The sequence below is a fragment of the Capnocytophaga periodontitidis genome, from assembly GCF_016126015.1.
GTDB lineage: Bacteria > Bacteroidota > Bacteroidia > Flavobacteriales > Flavobacteriaceae > Capnocytophaga > Capnocytophaga periodontitidis.
On the sequence record NZ_JAEFDB010000002.1, the window covers coordinates 23,489 to 44,145 of the forward strand.

Below are 20,657 nucleotides of genomic sequence, written 5' to 3' on the forward strand. Positions count from 1 at the left end.
AAGAGTTAAGAGGTAGGAAGTAAGAAAAAATCCTATTTCCTAATTTCTATTTTCTAATATCGCGCAAATGTAGGAAGTTTTTTGTAAAGTAACAAATAAAAAAAGATTTTTTTATTAAGGAGTGATACTCGTTGTAGTATTACAAAGAAAAAGCGGGGATAAGAGAGAAAAGAGTATCCCCTACTTTTCTTTGTAATTGCCTGATTTTTCTTTACAGAGAATAGATGAAAGGAGATAAAAAAATCAGGACTTTAAAATAAAAGCAAATATTTCGGGGCAAAGATACAAAATTTACCCCCCCATTATGTTAAATTACTGTTAAATCTTATAATCTTTAATGTTAAAATGTTAATTTAAGAGTAATAGGGGTTCATTTTTAAACATTGAGAAATTATGCGAGGTAGTTTTTTTAAGGGCGCTAATTGTTGTTTTATAGGGTTTTCTGCTTTCAATTGCAAAATTATTATTAGCTTTGCAAAATCAAACTTATAGCAAATGAACAAAATACTTACTAAAAACGCTTTTCTTTGGCTCTTGGTAGCAATGGTGCTCCTCGGCTATCTTATTCCTTATCGCGAAAGTTATAATGCTTATTTCAACCTCGGTACTTTTATCGACTGGGGGATTGTGATTATCTTCCTGCTCTACGGACTCAAACTAAATCTTCGTGAGGTATTGAATGACATCAAAAACTGGAAATTACACCTCTTGGTGCAGGCAGCTACTTTTGTACTGTTTCCGCTTTTGGTAATGCCTTTCTACAAGATAGCACAGGGTACTGATTTTTACGTGTTATGGCTCTCGATATACTTCTTGGCGTGCTTGCCTTCTACGGTTTCATCATCGGTGGTGATGGTTTCTATTGCCAAAGGGAATGTGCCTTCAGCGATTTTCAACGCTTCTATTTCGGGACTTATCGGTATTTTTGCTACCCCTATGCTGATGCAGCCTTTTTTGGAAAACAGTAGCGGAGCAGCTGTAGATCAAGGGGCAATCATTCAACAATTGCTACTGAAAGTATTGTTGCCCATTGTGTTAGGTTTGTTGCTCAATCCGCTGTGCAAGAAATTTATAGAACGCTATGGCAAGCTCATCGGTAAGTTTGACAGATTCATTATCTTACTCATCGTTTACGAGAGTTTTTCAACAGCTTTTGTAAATCGCGTGTTTAGCAGTGTGCCGCCTATTACTTTCGCAATTATTGCCTTAGCTGCAGTAGGCTTGTTTTTTATAGTGTATCACCTTTTGGGGTGGACATCAAGGCGTTTGCACTTCAGTCGTGAGGACACGATTACAACCACTTTCTGTGGTTCAAAAAAATCGTTGGTACACGGGAGTCTCTTTATGATGGTTTTGGGTATTCCCGATGACAACAAAGTGATGTTCCTGCTACCAATTATGCTATATCACAGTTTTCAGCTGTTTTACGTAAGTTGGCTGGCAAATAAAATAGGTAACAGGTGTTAGGTGTCAGGTGTCAGGTAAAGCTAGGCAGGTGAGTGACAATTCAGCTAATGCTTAATAGTTTATATTATTCTAAAAATCAATCAATAACAACATAAAAAACAAAGAAGATAAACAAAGGCAATACAAATATCCAAAGTTTATCTGATAACTAACAACTAAATTATGACTATCAAAAACTGGGAAGATACCGATAAGCCTCGTGAAAAGATGATGGCTCAAGGGAAAACAGCTTTGAGCAATGCCGAACTTTTGGCAATTTTATTAGGTTCAGGGTCTGCCAATGAAAGTGCTGTAGCTTTGAGCAGACGTATATTGGCTTCAGTAGGCAACAGTCTCACGGCTTTAGGCAAACAAACATTGGCGCAACTCACTGCCTTCAAAGGAATTGGTGAAGCCAAAGCAATTACGATTCTCGCCGCTACCGAAATGGGTCGCCGTCGCGCTGCCGAAACTCCCGAACCTCAACCTAAAATTGAAGCTCCTCAACACGTTTTTACTTTGATGCAACCCCTTATTGGCGACCTGCCTCACGAAGAATTTTGGGTGCTCTACCTCAACAGTGCCAACCGCGTGATTCACAAATGCCGACTTTCTTCAGGGGGCATCACTCATACTACTGTAGATATACGACTACTCTTCAAAAATGCCTTAGAACAAGGCACTGTCTCACTGATTTTAGTGCATAACCACCCCTCGGGGAGCACCACCCCCAGCAAAGAGGATATAGAACTTACCCAACGCGTGAGAAACGCTGGTGATACTTTGGATATCAAACTCTTAGACCACGTAATTGTTACCGAAAAAGAATACTATTCAATTAACAATTAACAGGTAACAATTAATAGGTAACAATTAATAGGTAACAATTAATAGGTAACAATTAACAAGTAATAGTATCAATTAAGGATTGAAACAACTTGTTGATTATAAATCAAATAATCTTTTTTTTTCAACTCTTAATCCTCATCAATAGATAACCAATAATAAGGGGCACAACTTATTAATTGTTAATTATTATTTGTTATTTGTTAATTGCTATTTATTTCTCATCATTTTCACTGAAAAAACAAAGATGAGTAGGACAACAATCCCCATAATTGCCCATAGAAGTGGCTTAGCCGATACAAAAGTACCATTGGTAGGGCTTTTAGTAACTGAAGTCGTTGCAGTAATAGGCTGAGTCTTTACATATTCTACAGTCTCATTGTAATGAATAGAGGGAAGTTGTTTAGGGATATGCTTTACAAAATGAGTGATATCGTACTGAGGCGCTATGTCATTAGCTTTGCCATACACTAAAAAATAGTGATGAGCTGTATCGGGGAAGCGTGCTGTGAGTTTATAAGTGATAGGAAAGAGGGTAATTTCATCAATGGCAAGAGGGGTATTATCTTGGTTATCAATATCAATTTGCAAATGTTTAAACAGCTGTGACGCAAAAGTATATGTGTTATTCCCCTTAGAGTTGAGCACCCCTTTAGCTACACTGCTCAGATAGGTATCATCGGTGGTTTCGTTTTGCAAAATCTTCACAGAACGATAATAATCATAAGTTGTTGCAGGGTGAATCGCGACTTTGCCAAGGAGCAAAATTTCGGGAAGTTTCACATCGATAATCGTATGTTTAGACGCTTTGTCGTTCTTTACTGCGAAATGCGTAATAGTTTGAGTAGCAACCACTGTATCAGCTATCATATAAGGCACTTCAATAGTATCGGTAACCGAAATACCATAAATGCGCAAATCGTTATAACTCTCCATACGGTCGAAGATAGTAATAGGCAAAGTGAGAGAATGCCAACCGCTTTGGTTGAGATTTTCAAGCGCTTGTTTATAGCGATATGACGAGAGCTGTGCCTGAGCGGTAATACTACAGAAAAACAGCAAAACAAAGAGTTTTTTCATAGTTTGATAGCAACTTTACTAATTTCTACGGCAAAAGTATAAAAGTTTTTCGTTATTCGCAATTATTTAGTACCTTTGTCGCGATATACTAAAGACATTTTTTGAACTTAATACAATTCAAATGGAAAACATAGCATCACAAATCGTTCATTGGATAAAAACTTATGCCGAAAATGCTCGCGTAAAAGGCTTAGTCATAGGCGTATCGGGCGGGGTAGACTCGGCAGTAGTCTCTACCCTTTGTGCACGTACGGGCTTGCCAACACTCTGCCTTGAAATGCCCATTCACCAAGCTGAAAGTCACGTGAGCCGCGCTGAGGAGCACATCACTTTCCTCAAAGCTCACTACCCCAATGTGAGCAACCTGCGCACCGACCTCACTCCTGTATTCGACCAGTTTGTGGCACAAATACCCTCTACCGATAAATCTACTTACGAAATGGCACTTGCCAACACTCGTGCGCGCCTAAGAATGACGACCCTCTACTATTTTGCGGGACTCGAAGGTTATATAGTGGTAGGTACGGGTAATAAGATTGAGGATTTCGGGGTAGGATTCTTCACCAAATACGGCGACGGCGGGGTAGATATCAGTCCTATTGCCGACCTGATGAAAAGCGAAGTGTATAAATTGGGTGAATACCTGCAAATTCCGCAAAGTATTCTCAAAGCAAAACCTTCCGACGGACTCTTTGGCGACGACCGCAGCGATGAAGATCAGCTCAAAGCCTCTTATGACGAGCTGGAATGGGCTATGCTCCAAACCGATCAAGGCAAAAAAGCTGAAGATTTCTGCGGTAGAGAGCGTGAAGTATTTGAAATATACACCCGCCTCAACCGTGCTAACCAGCACAAGATGCAACCGATACCGATTTGCAAAATCGACAAATCAACAAATTGATAAATTGACTAATTAATAGAAATGAACATACTTATCCTTGGCTCTGGCGGTCGTGAACACGCCTTTGCCGTAAAACTACACCAAAGTCCGCTTTGCGACACCTTATACATCGCCCCTGGTAATGGAGGCACCCACACCGTAGCTACCAATGTGGCTATCAGCCCTACCGACTTTCCTGCGCTCAAAGCCTTTGTGCTTGAAAAACAGATTGCAATGGTAGTGGTAGGTCCTGAAGACCCTTTAGTGCAAGGGGTATACGATTTCTTTGCCAATGACAAAGAACTCTCTCACGTGCAAGTGATAGGCCCCTCACAGCAAGGCGCTACCCTCGAAGGCAGTAAAGAGTTCGCCAAAGAGTTTATGGTGCGCCATAACATCCCCACGGCTAAATATGCGAGTTTTACCAAGGAGACAGTAGACGAAGGTTGCGCTTTCCTCAGCACGATGAAAGCCCCTTATGTACTCAAAGCCGATGGTTTGGCTGCTGGCAAGGGAGTAGTAGTACTCGAAGATTTACAAGAAGCCCAAGCCGAATTACGCCGGATGCTCATCAACGAGAAATTTGGCAAAGCAAGTACTAAGGTGGTGATTGAAGAGTTCCTCAAAGGCATTGAACTCAGTTGCTTTGTCCTCACTGATGGAGTAGATTATAAAATATTACCTACCGCCAAAGACTATAAGCGCATAGGTGAAGGTGATACAGGGCTCAACACGGGCGGTATGGGGGCTGTTTCGCCGGTGCCTTTCGCCGATACAGCCTTTATGCAGAAGATTGAAGAGCGCATCGTAAAGCCTACTATTGCAGGATTGCACAAGGAAGGCATTGTATATAAAGGTTTTGTTTTCATCGGACTCATAAAAGTAGACGGTGAACCTTACGTGATAGAATACAATGTGCGTATGGGAGACCCCGAAACCGAAGCCGTTTTGCCACGTATAGAAAGCGACCTCATTCCGCTATTCCAGTCGTTGTACAACGGCACTTTGGCTTCACAAGAGCTGAAAGTAACCCCACAGAGCGCTACTACGGTGGTAATGGTATCAGGAGGTTACCCTGAGGATTATGAGAAAGGAAAAGAGATTACCGGCACTGAAAAAGTAACAGATAGCACTGTATACCACGCTGGTACCACCCTTAAAGACGGCAAACTCCTCACCGCTGGCGGTCGTGTGTTAGCTGTAACTTCTTTAGGTGATGATTTCAAAGAAGCCTTACAACGCTCCTACAACAATATCTCAAAAATACAATTTGAAGGTGCTTACTGGCGAAAAGACATCGGGAAAGACCTTTCCAATTAACAAAAAACCACCTCAAAAATTACTAATCCTTATAAATATGAAAAAGAATATAATCGCAATCCTCACCTATATAACCCTAATTCCACTATCTTTTTCTCAGAACACCCTCTCCAAATACCTTGTGGATAAGGAGACTAAAGCCCCTTTAAAAAGTGCTACCATCCATAATGCAAACGATTATACCGTTACCAATGACGATGGACACTTTGTGTTCTATTCAGCCAACGATAGCGTAACTATCAAAATGTTAGGCTATGAAACCCTCAAAACTACTTTCAAAGCGCTGAGTCGTACAAAAGACACCTTGTACCTTACCCCAAAACCTTTTCAGTTAGACGAAGTAACCCTTTCTAACAAGAACATACTACAAGAAGCCTATAATCACGCTACTATCAATTATCCTATGGAACCTTTTGTTGAAGATTTCTTCTTGCGTTGTGTCCTCAAACGCAATGGTGAACTCGTGAAAATAGAAGATTTTAGTGGGCGTATCAAGCGTGATAAATTATTAGGAGCCAAGAAAAATTTCACCTTTCAATTGCTAAATATGCGTAAGTTTGGTATAGAAAAGAAAGGTTTACGAACTGATGATTTTGAGTTGCCTTCCCTAAATGGTATTTTTGATTGGTATAGTAATTACTTCTTCTTAGATCCAAAGGAGTACCGTTTTTCATTCTTTAAAGTTATAGATGAAACACATCAACAGGTAAGTCATACTCCTAAAAATGAAGAAGATTACAAAAAAGGAATAGGTCATTTTATCATCAGTACTGATGATTATGCTATAAAAGAACGTATTTATAAAATCAATCCTAAAGTGGTAGATAAAATACCTTTTACTAAAAAGTTGTCAGGAAAACATAGGGTTATTGATTACTATTTGAAGGAAAAAAGTGAGAAGGATACTGATAAGAATAAGTATTTTATAACCAATGCTATAATGAGTCAAAAGATAGAGATTTATACACAAGGTGAAAGAATCGTATATGACGTAAGTTTCGAGCTCATTGTTACTCACCCTTTTTCAGACCTCAATACTTTTAAGGCCAATGTAAATGGCAAAAAAGAACTGTTTAAATTAGAAGTACCCTATAACAAAGAATTTTGGGAGACCCAAAACCAACTCCTCCTTACCAATGAAATGCGCGATTTTATCAATAAACCCCACAACCCAAAAGAATACCGCGTGATTTCTAATTTCTAAAGTAATGTAAAAACACAACAATATGAAAACACTATTCCTTATCCTATTATTCACAACTACAGCCTTACCCGCCCAAGTAGCCGAACTCACCCTGCTTGATGCCTCTACAAAGCAGCCTATCCCCAACGTTGAAGCCTATTACACACACTCTCTCAACGGCACTATTACCAATGAGGAAGGCAAATTGCGTATTGCGGTGGAGAATGATACCCTTACCCTAAGCCATATAGGCTATGCAACTAAAAAGATTTTTACAGATAAAACCTTTGCCAAAGCAACCATTTATCTCAATCCTCAGGAAATACAACTTGAGGAAGTAGTACTGTATAATTTTGATTTACAAGGAAAAATAGATTATATTTTCAATAACTACAACAATCTTTATGATACCAAGACTAAAATCTTGGAGTGTACTTATAGAGAGAAATTTATAAGAAATGACACCCTTACAAGGCTTTATCAATTACAATTGGATTGGTGGAGTAAGTTTTATGGTTTGAATTTCAAGCAACCTTTAGATAATAATATGCAAATACATCTCAAAAATACTGATTATGCTAGAGTGTCTGATTATAAAGATATTGCCAACTCTCCTAAAGGTGCTCATCTCACTACTAACTCAACATATCCCTATCTCTTTATTAATACCTACCTCATATTGATACGGGAATGTAAAAACAATATTGATATCACAAAAATAGAGAAAGACAAGGAATTTACAAAAATCACTTTTAATGCTGAAAATGTTGATAAAGATAATAAAGTAACTATGAAGTTAGTAAATTCCGAGATATACTTTGACAAAGCTACTAATGCGATAAAACGCGTGGTATTCAACAATAAAACAAGAGAAAAAAAGGAAGATATTTCTGAAAAATTTAAAATTCCTTACACCTATGAAAACAAAGGTTTTTCTGTAGAGATAAATTTTTCTTCCTATAAAGATAAACTTTTGTTCAGTTCTCTTTTTATAAGAGCTAATGGAGCATTTGAATACCAAGGAAAAACAGATATAGTTCTGATAGAGCAATCTTTCTTGCGTACAGGTTTGCAAGAAGGCAAGCACATCAAAAAATCCGACCGTATAAATATAGAAAAACCTTTCTTTGAATATGTTACCCCTCATAAACAAGGTGAAGCCAAGTTTTTACTTACTAAAGAAGAACAAAATTTTATAAACCAATAGGCTTGTGTTTTACCCTATTTGTAAAGAACCTACAGAATAAAAAAAGCACTACTCTTTAAAATTAGAGCAGTGCTTTTATCTTTATTCATCGAGCTGTTTTTACCTCAATGTTTTAACTGATGGCACAAGCATTCTAACAGCAAAATCTTTCGATTTATCTCTTACAATACTTTTACTCATTTTTTTCAGTTTTGTCAGTTACATATACCCAGCTACGCCTACTCGCTGGCTTTACCTGTTAATTGTTACCTGTTACCTATTACTTGCCCCTCACCCTTGGTGGGTTTTCTTGAGCAGGTCGTTTACTACTTTTACAGGGTTGAAGGTGATGATAGGCACTTCAACGAATAGGGTAATCCAATGTGCCATTGAGCCATTCCACAAACCGGGGAGTTCTAATGCTTTTAGCGGACGACCCATATAGGTTTTGGAGGTGATAAAGGCTTGGTTAGGGTCTACGTATTGTTGTAGGTCGAACTTCTCGCCTTTATAGTCTTTAGTGCCGCAAATCAAATCTACAGGGTTGAAGTGAGTAGACTGTTGAAAGATTTCCTTTTGCTTAGCATCCGCCATATTTACTTGGGCAGATTCGATGATTTGGAGGCTGTAGCCCTCACCGTCTTTCACCCAGAATGGACCTCCACCAGGTTCACCTTCATTCTTCACCATTCCGCACACGCGTATAGGGCGATTGAGCTGTTCTTTGATGAACTCCATAGCGTATTGGCGGCGGAATTTATAGATATAATCAGGAACAGAGATATTGATTTCCCTTAGAAAATCGAGGATGTGTTTCACCTCTTTTTTCTTAATCTTATTATTGTCGATACGGCGTAAGATTCTAAAGATTTCATCCTGTACTTCACATAGTTTACCCGCGAGAGCTTCTTTGTAGAACACCGTTTCATCGGTGTATTTTTTTACTACCACATTGTCGATATTCTTGATAAAAATGATATCAGCATCAATGTCGTTGAGGTTGCTCAACAGGGCGCCGTGACCCGCAGGGCGGAAAAGGAGATTGCCTTCTTCATCGCGGAAAAGCTCGTTATCTTCGGTTACCGAAACTGTGTCGGTGCTTGGTTTTTGGTAAGAGAAATCTACATCAAAAGTGATGTTGTAACGCTCTTCGAGCACCGGTTTAATGAGGTTGAGTTCTTTGTAGAAAGCTTCGGTATGTTGCTCGGTAATAGTGAAGTGCAAGTGAGCTTCTTGCTCGTCGGAAGCGTAGAGCACTGCCTCGCGGAAGTGTTCTTCAAAAGGGGTAGCGATTTTCTCGGAGTGTTTGTGAAAAGGGAGTAGTCCTTTGGGCATATTGCCATAGCCCAAACCATCCTCATTAAGGAGGGTATTGACGATAATGTGTTTTTGGATATCTTCGTTTAGTGAGGAAAAGTCGGGGTGTTGTTTGTCGATAGCTACTTTGAGGAGGGGGTAGAAAGCAAAGCGTTCAAGCCCATCAAAGAAAGTTTTTACTTCCTTATTGCCAGTTCTACCGATATAGGCTACAAACGATTCGCGGTCGGGCTGGAAATCGTCTCTAAAGGCGAAGAGCGATTTGAACATACGCGTTGCCGCTCCTGAGGCAGGTACGAATTTCAGGATAGTGTTACCTTGTTTGCGTTTTTGGTAGATAGCAGCGTATTTGGCAGCTTCTTCTTTACTAAACGGGATGATACCATCGTCTATCACAGCAGCTTTGTAGAGCTGGATAGGGGGTACTCCTTGTTTAAATTGTGCTACTTGGGCATTGAGCATTGCTTCGGTAATACCTTTTTTGATCAGTAGCTGACGGTCTTTTTCTGTTAATTCATTCATAATATAATAGTTTCGTTCAACATTCTAATACTTACGATTGTTTGAGACGTCAAAGGTATAAACAAAAAAAGACAAAAGCAAGAAAAAGTTGAAAAAGTTTTAATTGTTAATTATCAATCGTCAATTGTTAATGGTTAAAATTTCGTCGTAATTGATGTAATTTCTATGAAATGGCTTGCCATTGAAGCGTATTTCGCCTGCCTTTTTACCCTTTTCGATAGTGAAGGTTTTACCGTTTTCTAAGTGAAGGGTAGCTTTATCGAACAAAGGGGTGGTTAGATAATACCTGCCATCGGAAGAGTTGAGAGGGTAGAGGCCTAAGGCTGAGAGCACATACCAACTGCTCATTTGTCCGCAGTCCTCATTGCCACAATGCCCGCTGGGGGTATTTTTGTATTGAGTATTCAATATTTCGGTGACGCGTTGAGATACTTTTTCGGGGTGGTTTGTGAAATGATAGAGGTAAGCCACGTGATGACTCGGTTCGTTACCGTGCACGTATTGTCCTATCATTCCGGTACTGAAAATAGGCAATTTCTCATCGGGAGTAACAGCTAAAGTGAACATCGAATCGAGTTTCTGTTCAAAAGCATCAGTACCCCCCATCGCATCGCGCAAGCCGAGAATGTTATGAGGCACAAACCAGCGGTAATGCCAAGCATTGCTTTCGCAGAAGTATTTGCTGTAATCCTTAGGGTTGAAAGGCTTGATAAACTGTCCTTTACTATCTTTAGGACGAAAGAAAGTTGTTTTTTCGTCAAAGAGGTTGCGCCAATTTTCAGCGCGTTTGGCAAAGTAATCCGCATCTTGTTTCTTGCCGAGTGATTTGGCAAATTGCGCAATACACCAGTCGTCGTAAGCGTACTCTAAGGTTTTAGACACCGACCAATTTTCTCCTGATTTATCTAAATTGTAAGGCACATAACCATATTGCTGATAAAGGTCGATTTCGCGTTCTTTCACCATCGCACTTTGTTTGCAAGCCTCATAAGCTAAGGGGATATCCATCGGGATATTCTTAAAATAAGCATCTACGATAATAGGAACAGCGTGATAGCCTATCATCATATTAGTTTCACCGCCTTGCATACTCCATACCGGTAAAGTGCCATTTTCGCGGTAGTGTGCTAAGAAGCTCTTGATAAAATCGGCGGATGCCTCGCGATGCAACAAGGTATAAAGAGGGTGAGCCGCGCGGAAAGTATCCCAAAGTGAGAAAGTATCGTAACGCTTTTCGGGGGCATCGACATCACTGAAGAGGTTAGGCGCCAACATCGATTGGTAGAGCATTGTATAGAAAATTGTTTTTTGCTCTTCAGTTCCCCCTTCTACTGTAATTTTCTGTAATTGTCGTTCCCAGAGGTTACGAGCCGCCTCGCGATAGTCGTCGAAAGCAAAATGAGGTGCTTCGGCTTCCATATTTTTATAAGCGCCTGCAATGCTGTGCATAGAAAGCGCTGTTTTTACTACTATAGTCTCATTGTCGCCTGTAGCATAGCGAAGTACCATTTTAGAGCGGTTAGCTTTGCCGTTTTCTTTTTCTTCAGTAAATTCCTTATCAAGAAAGGGTTTTGAGAGCTTGATAACGAAATACACCTTTTGGTTACGCGCCCAACCGGTAGAAAAGCGATAACCTTCCAAAGTAGTGTTATCCACCACTTTCAAATAAGTTTCAGTAGGTTTATCCCAGTTGATGCTATAACCTAAATCTACGGTAATTTTGGATTGTTCGTCCTTAGGGAAAGTATAGCGTTGAACGCCTACGCGCGGAGTAGCAGTGAGTTCGGCTTTGATGCCATAACTCAGCAAATCAACACTGTAATAACCCGCAGTGGCGGTTTCGTGTTTGTGAGAGAAATAGGAGAAAGGCAGGTGGTTATTTGCCTCAATGCGCTCGTTAAATCTACTATTGGTGGGCATAATGAGTACATCGTAGAGGTCGCCAGCCCCCGTACCTGAAAGGTGGGTGTGTGAAAAGCCGGTAATGATGCTATCGGGGTAGAAGTAGCCCGAAATTCTATCCCAACCTGGGATACCAATATCCGGACTGAGTTGCACCATCCCAAAGGGCGTCATTGCCCCAGGGTAGGTATTCCCCGTGCCATCGGTACCGATAAAAGGGTTTACATAATTAGTGAGTTGCTCTTTAGCCGACTCTTTTTGCTCTGACGGACTGTGGCAAGCTACAAAGGCAAATGCCAAAAGGTAAAGGTATGGTTTCATTAGTTTGTTATTAGGTATTAGGTTTCAGGATTTTCCAAATTTGCTAATTTCCTACAGCTCCATAATCACTCTGTTAAGAGCGCCAATGGTTTTATCGAGATCTTCGTAAGTAAGCGCATCGTTAAGGAAGTAACTTTCAAAAGCACTTGGTGGCAAATAAACGCCTTCGCGCAACATTCCGTGGAAATACTTGCGGAAACGCGCTGTATCACTCTTAGCCGAAGAAGCGAAATCGGTTACGGGATTTTCGTTAAAGAAAAGGGTAAACATAGAGCCAAAACTGTTGATTTGGTAAGGAATGCCCGCACGTTTTAGCACATTGTCAAATCCTTCGTGCAAGTAAGCTGTTTTTTTCGCTAAACTATCAAACACTTCGGGCTGTTCGTTCAAAGCGGTGAGCATCGCCAAACCAGCACTCATCGCCAAAGGATTACCGCTAAGGGTTCCCGCTTGGTATACAGGCCCTTCAGGTGCTAAGTACCCCATAATTTCTTTATTAGCAGCAAAAGCCCCTACGGGGAGTCCGCCGCCAATCACTTTCCCAAACGTAACAATATCAGCTTTGATGCCAAAGACTTCTTGTGCTCCGCCTTTAGCCAAGCGGAAGCCGGTCATCACCTCATCAAATATCAAAAGCGCCCCATTTTCAGTACAGAGTTGTCTCAATCCTTCTAAAAATCCTTCGGCAGGAGGCACACAGCCCATATTGCCTGCCACAGGTTCGATAATCACACAAGCAATTTGCTGAGGATTGGCTTCAAAAAGGGCTTTTACAGAAGCTAAATCGTTATAGTTTGCTAAAAGTGTATCTTTAGCCGTGCCTTGGGTTACCCCAGGACTATTTGGACTGCCAAAAGTGGCACCACCGCTACCCGCCTCAATGAGGAAAGCATCGGAATGTCCGTGGTAACAACCGGCAAACTTGATAATCTTCTCACGACCGGTATAGCCACGTGCCAAGCGTACGGCGCTCATACAAGCCTCTGTACCGCTATTCACAAAGCGGATTTTATCGATATTGGGCACCATTGCAACCGCCAATTCGGCGATTTGCACTTCTACTTCAGTAGGAATACCAAAAGAGGTGCCTTTTTTAGCGCGCTGGGTTACTGCCTCAATTACAGGGGCGTAGGCGTGGCCTAAGATGAGAGGCCCCCAAGAGGCAATATAATCGATGTACTTGCGGTTGTCCTCATCGGTGAGATAAGCACCTTGGGCTTCTTTTATAAAAATAGGATGTCCCCCTACAGCATTGAAAGCGCGTACGGGAGAGTTCACTCCACCAGGGAGTACTTGTTGTGCAGCTGCGAATAATTCGCTACTTCTTTTGTATATCATTGTTTAAGTGTTAGGTGTTTGTTAATTTAAAATTGCTCCTGTATAACAAAAAGTTAAAGAGAGATAATTCCCTTTCAGTGAAGGGGTATGATTTTTTACAGTGTGATTTTCTATCCAATATTGCACATTCAGCTGAAGCAAATCGCCTCCTTGGCTTACTACAAACGAGTTGCGCAATCCTATACCTAATGGTATTTGCGTTTTTTCGTGTTCAGGTTTGGTGGGCAGTTCTTTTTTAGGTTTTAAACTGAAACTATTGAGCCCTATTGAGAGCAAAGCCCCAAGCTCATAATTATCACCTCTGTCGCACCACAATACTTTTTCCACATCCAAAGTGCCAAAAATATTTAAAAAACTATTATTGTCAGACACTTCCGTTTTGTACACTCTTTCAGGGGCGTAAGGCGGATTAGGGCTCACGATATAATCATCTGTAGGATAAGTATAACTCACCGGAAATTTTGCTCCTCCCATAGCCCCTCCAAATGAAAGACTCACAGCATATTCCATACTTTCGCGCAACTGAAACTGAACCCCCAAAGGCACAATGGTAAGGGTTTCCAACTTATTACTCCCCAACGGAATGCGCCCTCCAGCCATCAGCCCTGTATAGAACTGTGCCAAAGCACTTTGCGCAAAGAGTGTTATAAGCAATAATAAAAACAATCTCATTATCTGTTACCTATTACCTATTACCTGTTACTTAAGCTGAATATCAAACTGTGTAAGGTCTCTAAATTGTTGTAAACGGGCAGTTCGCTCGCTGTGGGTGAGGGTGAGCAGTCGTTCAGCACCGAATTTTTCAATACAGAACGAGGCTATATTAGCCCCTTGAACGATAGCATTTTTCAAGTTGGTGAACGAGTAGTCGCGAGTTTTAGTGAGATAACCCACCATACCACCAGCAAAAGCGTCGCCAGCACCTGTGGGGTCAAATACTTCGGCTAAAGGCAAGGCAGGCGCAAAAAACACTTTATCGTCGTAGAATAAGAGTGCGCCGTGTTCACCTTTCTTAATGACTACATACTTCACGCCCATTGCCATAATGCGTTGGGCAGCTTTCACAAGTGAATACTCTTTGGTAAGCTGGCGTGCTTCTTCATCGTTGATAGTGAGCACATCTACGCGGCCGATTACCTCCATTAGCAAATCCCAAGTGTGGTTCATCCAGTAGTTCATCGTGTCCATTACCACTAATTTGGGGCGCTGAGTCATTTGGTTGAGCACGTCCATTTGTAGGGTAGGGTGGAGGTTGCCGAGCAGAAGTACTTCGGCATCGCGAAAAGCCTCAGGGACTACGGGTTTAAAATCGTTGATAACATTCAACTGAGTGTCGAGGGTATCGCGTTGGTTCATATCGTTGTGATACTTGCCACTCCAGAAGAGTGTTTTTCCACCGTGTACAATCTCAATGCCCGACACATCAATACGGCGCTCAGTTAGTAGATGTAGATACTCTTGTGGATAGTCATCGCCTACTATAGAGACGACCGCAGCAGGAATTTCAAACTGAGCAGCAGCGAATGCAATATAGTTAGCCGAGCCCCCCATAATAGAGTTGCTTTTTCCAAAAGGTGTTTCTATTTGGTCGAAAGCGATGCTTCCGAGAATAAGTAGTTTGCTCATTTATTTTAAGTAAGAGATAAGAAGTAAGAAATATAGTAATCTTACTCTTTGCAAATTTCGGGCAAAAGTACAAAATTATTACGAAATACGGATTATAAACGAAGGGAATTGTAGTATTTTTCTGTTTTTAGAAAAAATAGTAGTGCTTTTTTCTACAAGAATTAATTGTTATAAGATGAATTAAGAAAGCGCAGAAGGTTTTATTTCAAAATTAGCAAAACACCCAATAGTTTTTAGTCTACATTTTTCATCTTCATAATTTGTTCATTTTCTAATTCTTTTATACTTTTGTTACAAATAACAAAAAATACACTTTAATGAAAAGAATATTTTTATTATACCTATTGTCTTGTATTACTTTTAGTCTCAAGGCTCAAGACTATAAAGTAAAAAAGGGAGAGTTGCAAATTGAAGGTACTCCCGTAGCCAAATTAGAAAAGAAAGAGGGCAAGTACGAGTTTAGCGACCTTAGTGGTAATTTTATGTACAAAGCGGTACTCACCGAAAAAACTGCTCAAAACAATCGTGCTCCTCATCGCTGGGTGGAACTCACCGGCAACAATGGTAAAGTGCGAGAAATCCCCTTGCCCAATAAACTAAAATTTACCTTTTCGGGTGAAAAAGGCATTATTGATGCTTTGCTAAAATCAAATACAAGCCTGCTTACTGTCAAAGGCATTGACCCTGAAGTAGTAAAAGCTTTCTTCTCTACCGAAGACCGCCAATTCTCTCAAAAATGGGATCCTATTTTTGAGAAAGTAACTGCTGAAATCAAAGTTGAAGATAGATTAGAAAATACAGATAAGATTTTAGTAAAAGAAGGAAATATTTTTAGAAAAGAAATGAAGATAGGTTCTTACTCTAAAAAAATCACTCCTATGGGTGGAGCTATGACTGTCTATGAATTTGTTTTCTATGACATTACGGGTAGACAAATTGCCTCTTCTAATTTTACCTCAATGGTAGATAAAGAATATTATCTTATCCAAACTTTTGATGGCAAAACACTCCCCGTATTTGTGCCTCTCATCGGTTTTTCAAGTGACTTAGAAAAACGCTTAGTGATGAAGCTCTATGCCAACGGTTATCCTTTTGGCGATATGGCTCCTTACTTCGCCCAATATGAAGAAGATAAAAAAGCAGCTCAAAACGCATTTCAACAACAGCGAATAGCTGAAGCTCGCAAACAGAGTGTAAATTTATACAATGTAGAGGGTTATGTGTTAGACTCCCAAGGCAATAAACTCAATGGACTTATCACTATTGAATTTGAATCAATTGCTCCAATACTCGATAAAGATGTAGTCTTTGCCAATGTAGATAACGATATAGTAAAACTTAAAACTACTGATGGTAAAGAAACTAAATACAATGCCGCCGATAACGTAATTTTCGGGGTAGGTGATAGAACTTTCTTAGGTACTGATAGCGGGCGTGAAGTGGGCTATATCTTTAAGGTAGAAGGTGAAACAAATATTTATTTCTACGAAATTCTCTATGCTAACAACGGTAATTACGTGCTTTCACATCCTAAAATGCCCGAGGCATACCTCATCAAAATAGGTAGCAAACCTGCTCTGTATGTAGGTGATAAAGACTCTTTCCGACGTATTAAAACTCCTGAAGAGGTGCAAAAACTTGTATCAGACTATCTCCAATGCCCTGCAATTAACCCCGCTGACTATAACACCACAAATAAAGAAAGCCTCATAACACTCATCAACGATTACACCGCAAAGTGCAAATAATAAAAAATCAGGCGCGTTAGGAGAACATCTTCAACGCGCCTATTATTTAGCAGATTCTCATCACAGCCTTAAAATGCTCTCGAAGTTCTGCTACTTGGGCATCGTTGATAGCTACCATTTTGCCCATACTTACCCCTTGCACAATAGATTTCGCGCTACATTCGGCTACTTCCAAATAGTCGAAGGCTTTCATTAGTGAAGCACCTACTACTACAGCGGTGGCATTGCGCACCAATACAGCAGTGCTTCCTTTCTTAATAAACTCTCTTATCTCTTTCCCTTCATTTTCTTGCCATAAAGAACTTACGGGCTGTAAGAAAATCCAGCTTTCGGGGATGGTTCTTACATTGAAATACTCATCGGTAATGCCAAAGGACATTAAATACGGTGGTTGCGAGCAAATAATAGCATTCACATCGGGGTTTTCGCTGTATATTTTTTGATGTAACCAAGTGTACTCACTGGGGGTTTTGCCAGCTTCGGCTTTGCCTTCTTTTATCTGCACCAATTGATCAGGAGTGAGTTCCCAACGTGAGGTTTGCGCAGGAGTAATGAGAAAATCGTTACCCTCGGTACGCGCTGAAACTGTGCCTGCACTACTGAACATCAGGTTGTGGTTACAACCTCGGTAGATGAGTTGGCAAATCTCGGTTCTCAAGGCTTTTTCTACAGAAGTATAAGACATAGAGGGATAAGTAGGCATTGTTGTGGGCAATTGCTTATAATAAGCATCTATCTGCTCATCGGTGAGGGGTTGTGCTTTGCCTATCAAGCTACTATAAAGCCCCATAGCTGCACAAAACTCAAAGGTTTCAAATCGTGCATACGCATCTACTATATCACTTCCACCAAGTACAGTACCGTGGTTCTCCATTATAATAGCTTTGACCTTAGGATTGTTGAACTGCTGGGCATTGATAGCCCCTAACGCCTCACTGCCAGGAAGCTCATAAGGAGCATAGCCTATCTCGCCACAAGTTTTTTTAGCTTGCAAGGTGAGATTAGCATTGGGTTTCTGCCGAATAATGCTATACGATACTAAGGCGGGTGGGTGAGCGTGGATAAGCGCTTTCAGGTCGGGGCGCATTTGATAAATCGCACGGTGGAAAGGGTATTCCGATGAAGGTTTGTGTTTACCCACTATCTCGCCGTTCTTTTTTACACACATAATATCATCGGGAGTGAGGTTACCTTTATCGATGCCCGAAGGGGAAATCCATAAGTCGCCAGCCTCATCTATTACCGAAATATTGCCACCAGAGAGAGTTGTGAGCCCGCGTTCATAGATGCGGGTCATTGCGATAACTATTTGTTCTTTAGGGTGTAGCCGTTGGCTATCAAGTATTTTGTGATTCATTGTTGTAAAGGTTTAAATGGTGAAAAGGAGTGATTTGTTTAAGTCCTAAGTTGATAGGAGGCATTGTGTTGCCCATTGCTACTGAGGTGAGCAAAGCCCCTCCAAAGGCAGTAGCGTTGTCTATTTGCGAAACGTACACTTGCTTATCGCTGAAATAAGTTGCCAGCAAACGTGTGTACAAAGGATTGCGCGCAAATCCTCCTGTGATGTATATACACTCAAAATCGCTATTCTCGCTTATGAGTTGCATTTTCTCTACCGAACGTTTCAGCAAGTTGAGCATCAAAGCGTGATAGGCTTCATTGAAGTTGTTAGGCAACTTTTGACTAAGGCAATCTCTAAAAATATCTTCATCGGCTTGTACTGTTTTGTAACTATCAACGGGCAATTGGTATTGCGCTGCTAAGCGTTCAGCTTCTACTTGGTGGATATGCCCCATAAACAAGCGCGACGATTTCACGGCTTTCTGTTTTACCGAAAGGAAAGACAAGGTATCGTTCTTCAGTTGGTTTTCGGTAAGAGGTTTGTGGTTAAAAGGATTCATAAAAATGCTCCACGTACCAGTAGAAATCAGTATAAACTTACTTTCAGAAGCTTCTAAGTAAGGAATCAGCGAGGCAGAACTGTCGTGCAAGCCACTGCCTACTTGCACCTTCTCGCCGTTTAGAATTACGGATTGCAAGTGCAAATTGCTTTCAGGCTCAGGGAGGGTAAGTTGTTCATCGGTGAGCCAACGGTGGTACTGCTGGTGGTCAAAATCCCACATAGCGGTATGGCAACCTATAGAAGTATACTCCGAGGTGATCTTGCCCGTAAAGAGATAACTGAGGTATTGAGGAAAGTGCAGAATATACTTTACACGAGCAAATACTTCGGGCTTTTGCCGTTTGAGCCACAAGACTTGCAATCCCGCATTGAGCATTCCTAAGGCAGGAGAAGCCGTTTGACGGCTAAATTCGTCTATTCCTCCATAACGCTCGTAAAAATTGTTTAACACCTCTTTAGGCATCTCTTTGAGGTAGTTGTACAAAGGGGTAAGTCGTTTTCCATTTTCATCTAAATACACCAAAGTAGCGCCATAAGTAGTGAAATTGAGTGCTTTGATGCGGTATTTACCCTCTTTAGCTACCCTATTGAGTGAGTTGTAAATCCAAGAGGTCATTGCCTCAATATCGTCACAAGGAAAGCCGTCGTCATCAGTAATTTCAGGAAAAACCTTCTCTTGTAATGCTACAAGAGAGAGGTTTTCACTGAAAAGCAACATTTTTTTATTGGTTTTACCAATATCGAATATAGCGATTACATCGGTCATAATCTTTTCTTTAGTTCGGTGTTCTCGTATTGCTGAATTTCAGTGATATAATCTTCGCCTATAGGCACGTTGTTTAACATACACCAATAGTCGTATACAGCGCCAAAAGGTTTGGTTTTGAGGAGTTCGAGAAACGCAAGTCGCTCAAAATACTGCTGCTTTTCCTCCAAAACTTTAAGCTTTTCGGTAGGTTCGAGTAGCGCAAATAGGAAAGCTAATTGGGCTGCTCTCACCCCAGTAACGTAAGCACCTATGCGGTTGATGCTGGCATCGAAATAGTCTAAGCCAATATGTACGCGCTCCAAATAGTGATTGCGCACAATTTCTTGAGCAATAAGCTGAATTTCATCGTTGAAAGTAACCACGTGGTCGCTATCCCAACGCACAGGGCGGGTAACGTGCAAGAGAATTTCATCGACAAATTGCAATACAGCCGAAATTTTGTCGCCTACTTGTTCAGTAGGGTGGAAATGCCCGTTGTCTAAGCACACCATCTTATTGTTTTTTACGGCATACGCTAAATAGAACTCGTTAGAACCTACGGTCATTGCTTCTACTCCTATCCCGAAGAGTTTGCTTTCTACAGCGTCTAAGAGGTGTGCTTTAGGAAATTCTTCGGCAAAGATTTCGTCTAACGACTGTTTTAGGAGGGCACGATGCGCATTTCTATCAATAGGCATATCTTTAGAACCATCGGGAATCCAAATATTGTTCACGCAAGGTGTGCCAAGCTCTTTCCCTATTTCGGCAGCGATACGGCGACTTCTTTTCACGTGTTCTACCCAAAATTGGCGAACAGACTCATCTTTACTCGAAAGAGTAAAGCCTGTAGCCGCTTTAGGGTGAGAGAAACAAGTAGGGTTGAAATCAATGCCAATACCCAACTGTTTAGCCCAGTTGATCCAGCTTTGGAAGTGTTTGAGCTCTATTTGGTCTCTATCGACAATAGCCCCTTGAAAATCACCATAGATAGCGTGGAGGTTCAACCGTTGTTTACCAGGGAGTAAGTGCAATACTTCCTCTATATCGTCGCGCAATTGGGCGATAGTAGTGGCTTTGCCAGGGTAATTACCTGTGGCTTGAATGCCCCCACTGAGAGTTTGTTGTGCTGATTCAAAACCTACTACATCGTCGGCTTGCCAGCAGTGCAAACTGATGTTGAGTTGTTCCATCGATTTGAGGGCAACTTCAGTATCTACGCCTATAGCAGCATAGGCTTCTTTAGCGAGTTCATACGCTTTTTTAATGTTTTCAGTTTTCATATTTCTTTTAT

General features: G+C 40.9%; 16 protein-coding genes. 7 read left to right on the forward strand and 9 right to left on the reverse strand.

All coding sequences use genetic code 11. The features are described from left to right. The first annotated feature begins 495 nt into the window (after window positions 1-495). Both I7X29_RS04310 and radC read left to right on the forward strand, forming a co-directional pair. Complete coding sequence (locus I7X29_RS04310) at window positions 496-1,467, forward strand: bile acid:sodium symporter family protein (protein ID WP_198472972.1); 972 nt, start codon at window positions 496-498, stop codon at window positions 1,465-1,467. A gap of 162 nt (window positions 1,468-1,629) precedes the next feature. Then, complete coding sequence (gene radC, locus I7X29_RS04315; RefSeq protein ID WP_198472973.1) at window positions 1,630-2,295, forward strand: RadC family protein; 666 nt, start codon at window positions 1,630-1,632, stop codon at window positions 2,293-2,295. A gap of 207 nt (window positions 2,296-2,502) precedes the next feature. Here the strand turns inward: radC and I7X29_RS04320 are convergent, their stop codons facing one another. After that, a complete protein-coding gene (locus I7X29_RS04320; protein WP_198472974.1) occupies window positions 2,503-3,372 on the reverse strand; it encodes a hypothetical protein in 870 nt (289 codons plus the stop codon). Between the two features lie 121 nt (window positions 3,373-3,493). On the opposite strand from I7X29_RS04320, the gene nadE reads away from it, so the two are divergent. The 4 genes from nadE to I7X29_RS04340 are packed head-to-tail and all read left to right on the forward strand — an operon-like array spanning window position 3,494 to window position 7,962. Next, window positions 3,494-4,273, forward strand: a complete 780-nt coding sequence (gene nadE / locus I7X29_RS04325) for an NAD(+) synthase (protein ID WP_198472975.1) — start codon at window positions 3,494-3,496, stop codon at window positions 4,271-4,273. Between the two features lie 21 nt (window positions 4,274-4,294). Further along, window positions 4,295-5,572, forward strand: coding sequence for a phosphoribosylamine--glycine ligase (purD, locus tag I7X29_RS04330; protein WP_198472976.1), 1,278 nt, complete (start codon window positions 4,295-4,297; stop codon window positions 5,570-5,572). 37 nt (window positions 5,573-5,609) lie between these two features. After that, complete coding sequence (locus tag I7X29_RS04335; protein ID WP_198472977.1) at window positions 5,610-6,776, forward strand: peptidase associated/transthyretin-like domain-containing protein; 1,167 nt, start codon at window positions 5,610-5,612, stop codon at window positions 6,774-6,776. A gap of 22 nt (window positions 6,777-6,798) precedes the next feature. Continuing rightward, window positions 6,799-7,962 carry a carboxypeptidase-like regulatory domain-containing protein gene (locus tag I7X29_RS04340; RefSeq protein ID WP_198472978.1) on the forward strand — a complete coding sequence of 388 codons (1,164 nt, stop codon included), beginning with the start codon at window positions 6,799-6,801 and terminating at the stop codon, window positions 7,960-7,962. A 270-nt stretch (window positions 7,963-8,232) separates the two neighbouring features. On the opposite strand, the gene I7X29_RS04345 is transcribed toward I7X29_RS04340, so the two are convergent. The 5 genes from I7X29_RS04345 to I7X29_RS04365 form a co-directional block, all read right to left on the reverse strand. Next, the gene (locus tag I7X29_RS04345) at window positions 8,233-9,780 is read right to left on the reverse strand and encodes a DUF4301 family protein (protein ID WP_198472979.1); all 1,548 of its coding nucleotides are present in this window, start codon (window positions 9,778-9,780) and stop codon (window positions 8,233-8,235) included. A gap of 120 nt (window positions 9,781-9,900) precedes the next feature. Next, window positions 9,901-12,003, reverse strand: coding sequence for a GH92 family glycosyl hydrolase (locus I7X29_RS04350; protein ID WP_198472980.1), 2,103 nt, complete (start codon window positions 12,001-12,003; stop codon window positions 9,901-9,903). Window positions 12,004-12,054: 51 nt separating this feature from the next. Next, window positions 12,055-13,341 carry a glutamate-1-semialdehyde 2,1-aminomutase gene (hemL, locus tag I7X29_RS04355; protein ID WP_198472981.1) on the reverse strand — a complete coding sequence of 429 codons (1,287 nt, stop codon included), beginning with the start codon at window positions 13,339-13,341 and terminating at the stop codon, window positions 12,055-12,057. Between the two features lie 21 nt (window positions 13,342-13,362). After that, window positions 13,363-14,013 (reverse strand): hypothetical protein, encoded by a 651-nt coding sequence (locus I7X29_RS04360; protein WP_198472982.1) that lies wholly within the window; start codon window positions 14,011-14,013, stop codon window positions 13,363-13,365. 27 nt (window positions 14,014-14,040) lie between these two features. Then, complete coding sequence (locus tag I7X29_RS04365) at window positions 14,041-14,967, reverse strand: PfkB family carbohydrate kinase (RefSeq protein ID WP_198472983.1); 927 nt, start codon at window positions 14,965-14,967, stop codon at window positions 14,041-14,043. A 317-nt stretch (window positions 14,968-15,284) separates the two neighbouring features. Here I7X29_RS04365 and I7X29_RS04370 point away from each other — a divergent pair, with 317 nt between their 5' ends. Beyond that, window positions 15,285-16,715: a hypothetical protein gene (locus tag I7X29_RS04370; RefSeq protein ID WP_198472984.1), complete on the forward strand. Its 1,431-nt coding sequence runs from the start codon at window positions 15,285-15,287 to the stop codon at window positions 16,713-16,715. A gap of 46 nt (window positions 16,716-16,761) precedes the next feature. Here the strand turns inward: I7X29_RS04370 and I7X29_RS04375 are convergent, their stop codons facing one another. Genes I7X29_RS04375 through I7X29_RS04385 form a run of 3 tightly spaced genes read right to left on the reverse strand, consistent with a single transcriptional unit; the run spans window position 16,762 to window position 20,646 of the window. After that, complete coding sequence (locus tag I7X29_RS04375; protein ID WP_198472985.1) at window positions 16,762-18,072, reverse strand: class II aldolase/adducin family protein; 1,311 nt, start codon at window positions 18,070-18,072, stop codon at window positions 16,762-16,764. Then, on the reverse strand, window positions 18,053-19,384 hold the full coding sequence (locus I7X29_RS04380; RefSeq protein WP_198472986.1) for an FGGY-family carbohydrate kinase: 1,332 nt from the start codon (window positions 19,382-19,384) through the stop codon (window positions 18,053-18,055). Before I7X29_RS04380 ends, I7X29_RS04375 begins: the two co-directional genes overlap by 20 nt. Then, window positions 19,381-20,646: an L-rhamnose isomerase gene (locus tag I7X29_RS04385; protein ID WP_198472987.1), complete on the reverse strand. Its 1,266-nt coding sequence runs from the start codon at window positions 20,644-20,646 to the stop codon at window positions 19,381-19,383. The genes I7X29_RS04380 and I7X29_RS04385 overlap by 4 nt, the downstream gene beginning before the upstream one ends. Between the last annotated feature and the right edge of the window lie 11 nt (window positions 20,647-20,657).

Coding starts and splice junctions, on each gene's coding strand:
- I7X29_RS04310 (WP_198472972.1), top strand. CDS start 496: ATGAACAAAATACTTACTAAAAACGCTTTTCTTTGGCTCTTGGTAGCA.
- radC (WP_198472973.1), top strand. CDS start 1,630: ATGACTATCAAAAACTGGGAAGATACCGATAAGCCTCGTGAAAAGATG.
- I7X29_RS04320 (WP_198472974.1), bottom strand. CDS start 3,372: ATGAAAAAACTCTTTGTTTTGCTGTTTTTCTGTAGTATTACCGCTCAG.
- nadE (WP_198472975.1), top strand. CDS start 3,494: ATGGAAAACATAGCATCACAAATCGTTCATTGGATAAAAACTTATGCC.
- purD (WP_198472976.1), top strand. CDS start 4,295: ATGAACATACTTATCCTTGGCTCTGGCGGTCGTGAACACGCCTTTGCC.
- I7X29_RS04335 (WP_198472977.1), top strand. CDS start 5,610: ATGAAAAAGAATATAATCGCAATCCTCACCTATATAACCCTAATTCCA.
- I7X29_RS04340 (WP_198472978.1), top strand. CDS start 6,799: ATGAAAACACTATTCCTTATCCTATTATTCACAACTACAGCCTTACCC.
- I7X29_RS04345 (WP_198472979.1), bottom strand. CDS start 9,780: ATGAATGAATTAACAGAAAAAGACCGTCAGCTACTGATCAAAAAAGGT.
- I7X29_RS04350 (WP_198472980.1), bottom strand. CDS start 12,003: ATGAAACCATACCTTTACCTTTTGGCATTTGCCTTTGTAGCTTGCCAC.
- hemL (WP_198472981.1), bottom strand. CDS start 13,341: ATGATATACAAAAGAAGTAGCGAATTATTCGCAGCTGCACAACAAGTA.
- I7X29_RS04360 (WP_198472982.1), bottom strand. CDS start 14,013: ATGAGATTGTTTTTATTATTGCTTATAACACTCTTTGCGCAAAGTGCT.
- I7X29_RS04365 (WP_198472983.1), bottom strand. CDS start 14,967: ATGAGCAAACTACTTATTCTCGGAAGCATCGCTTTCGACCAAATAGAA.
- I7X29_RS04370 (WP_198472984.1), top strand. CDS start 15,285: ATGAAAAGAATATTTTTATTATACCTATTGTCTTGTATTACTTTTAGT.
- I7X29_RS04375 (WP_198472985.1), bottom strand. CDS start 18,072: ATGAATCACAAAATACTTGATAGCCAACGGCTACACCCTAAAGAACAA.
- I7X29_RS04380 (WP_198472986.1), bottom strand. CDS start 19,384: ATGACCGATGTAATCGCTATATTCGATATTGGTAAAACCAATAAAAAA.
- I7X29_RS04385 (WP_198472987.1), bottom strand. CDS start 20,646: ATGAAAACTGAAAACATTAAAAAAGCGTATGAACTCGCTAAAGAAGCC.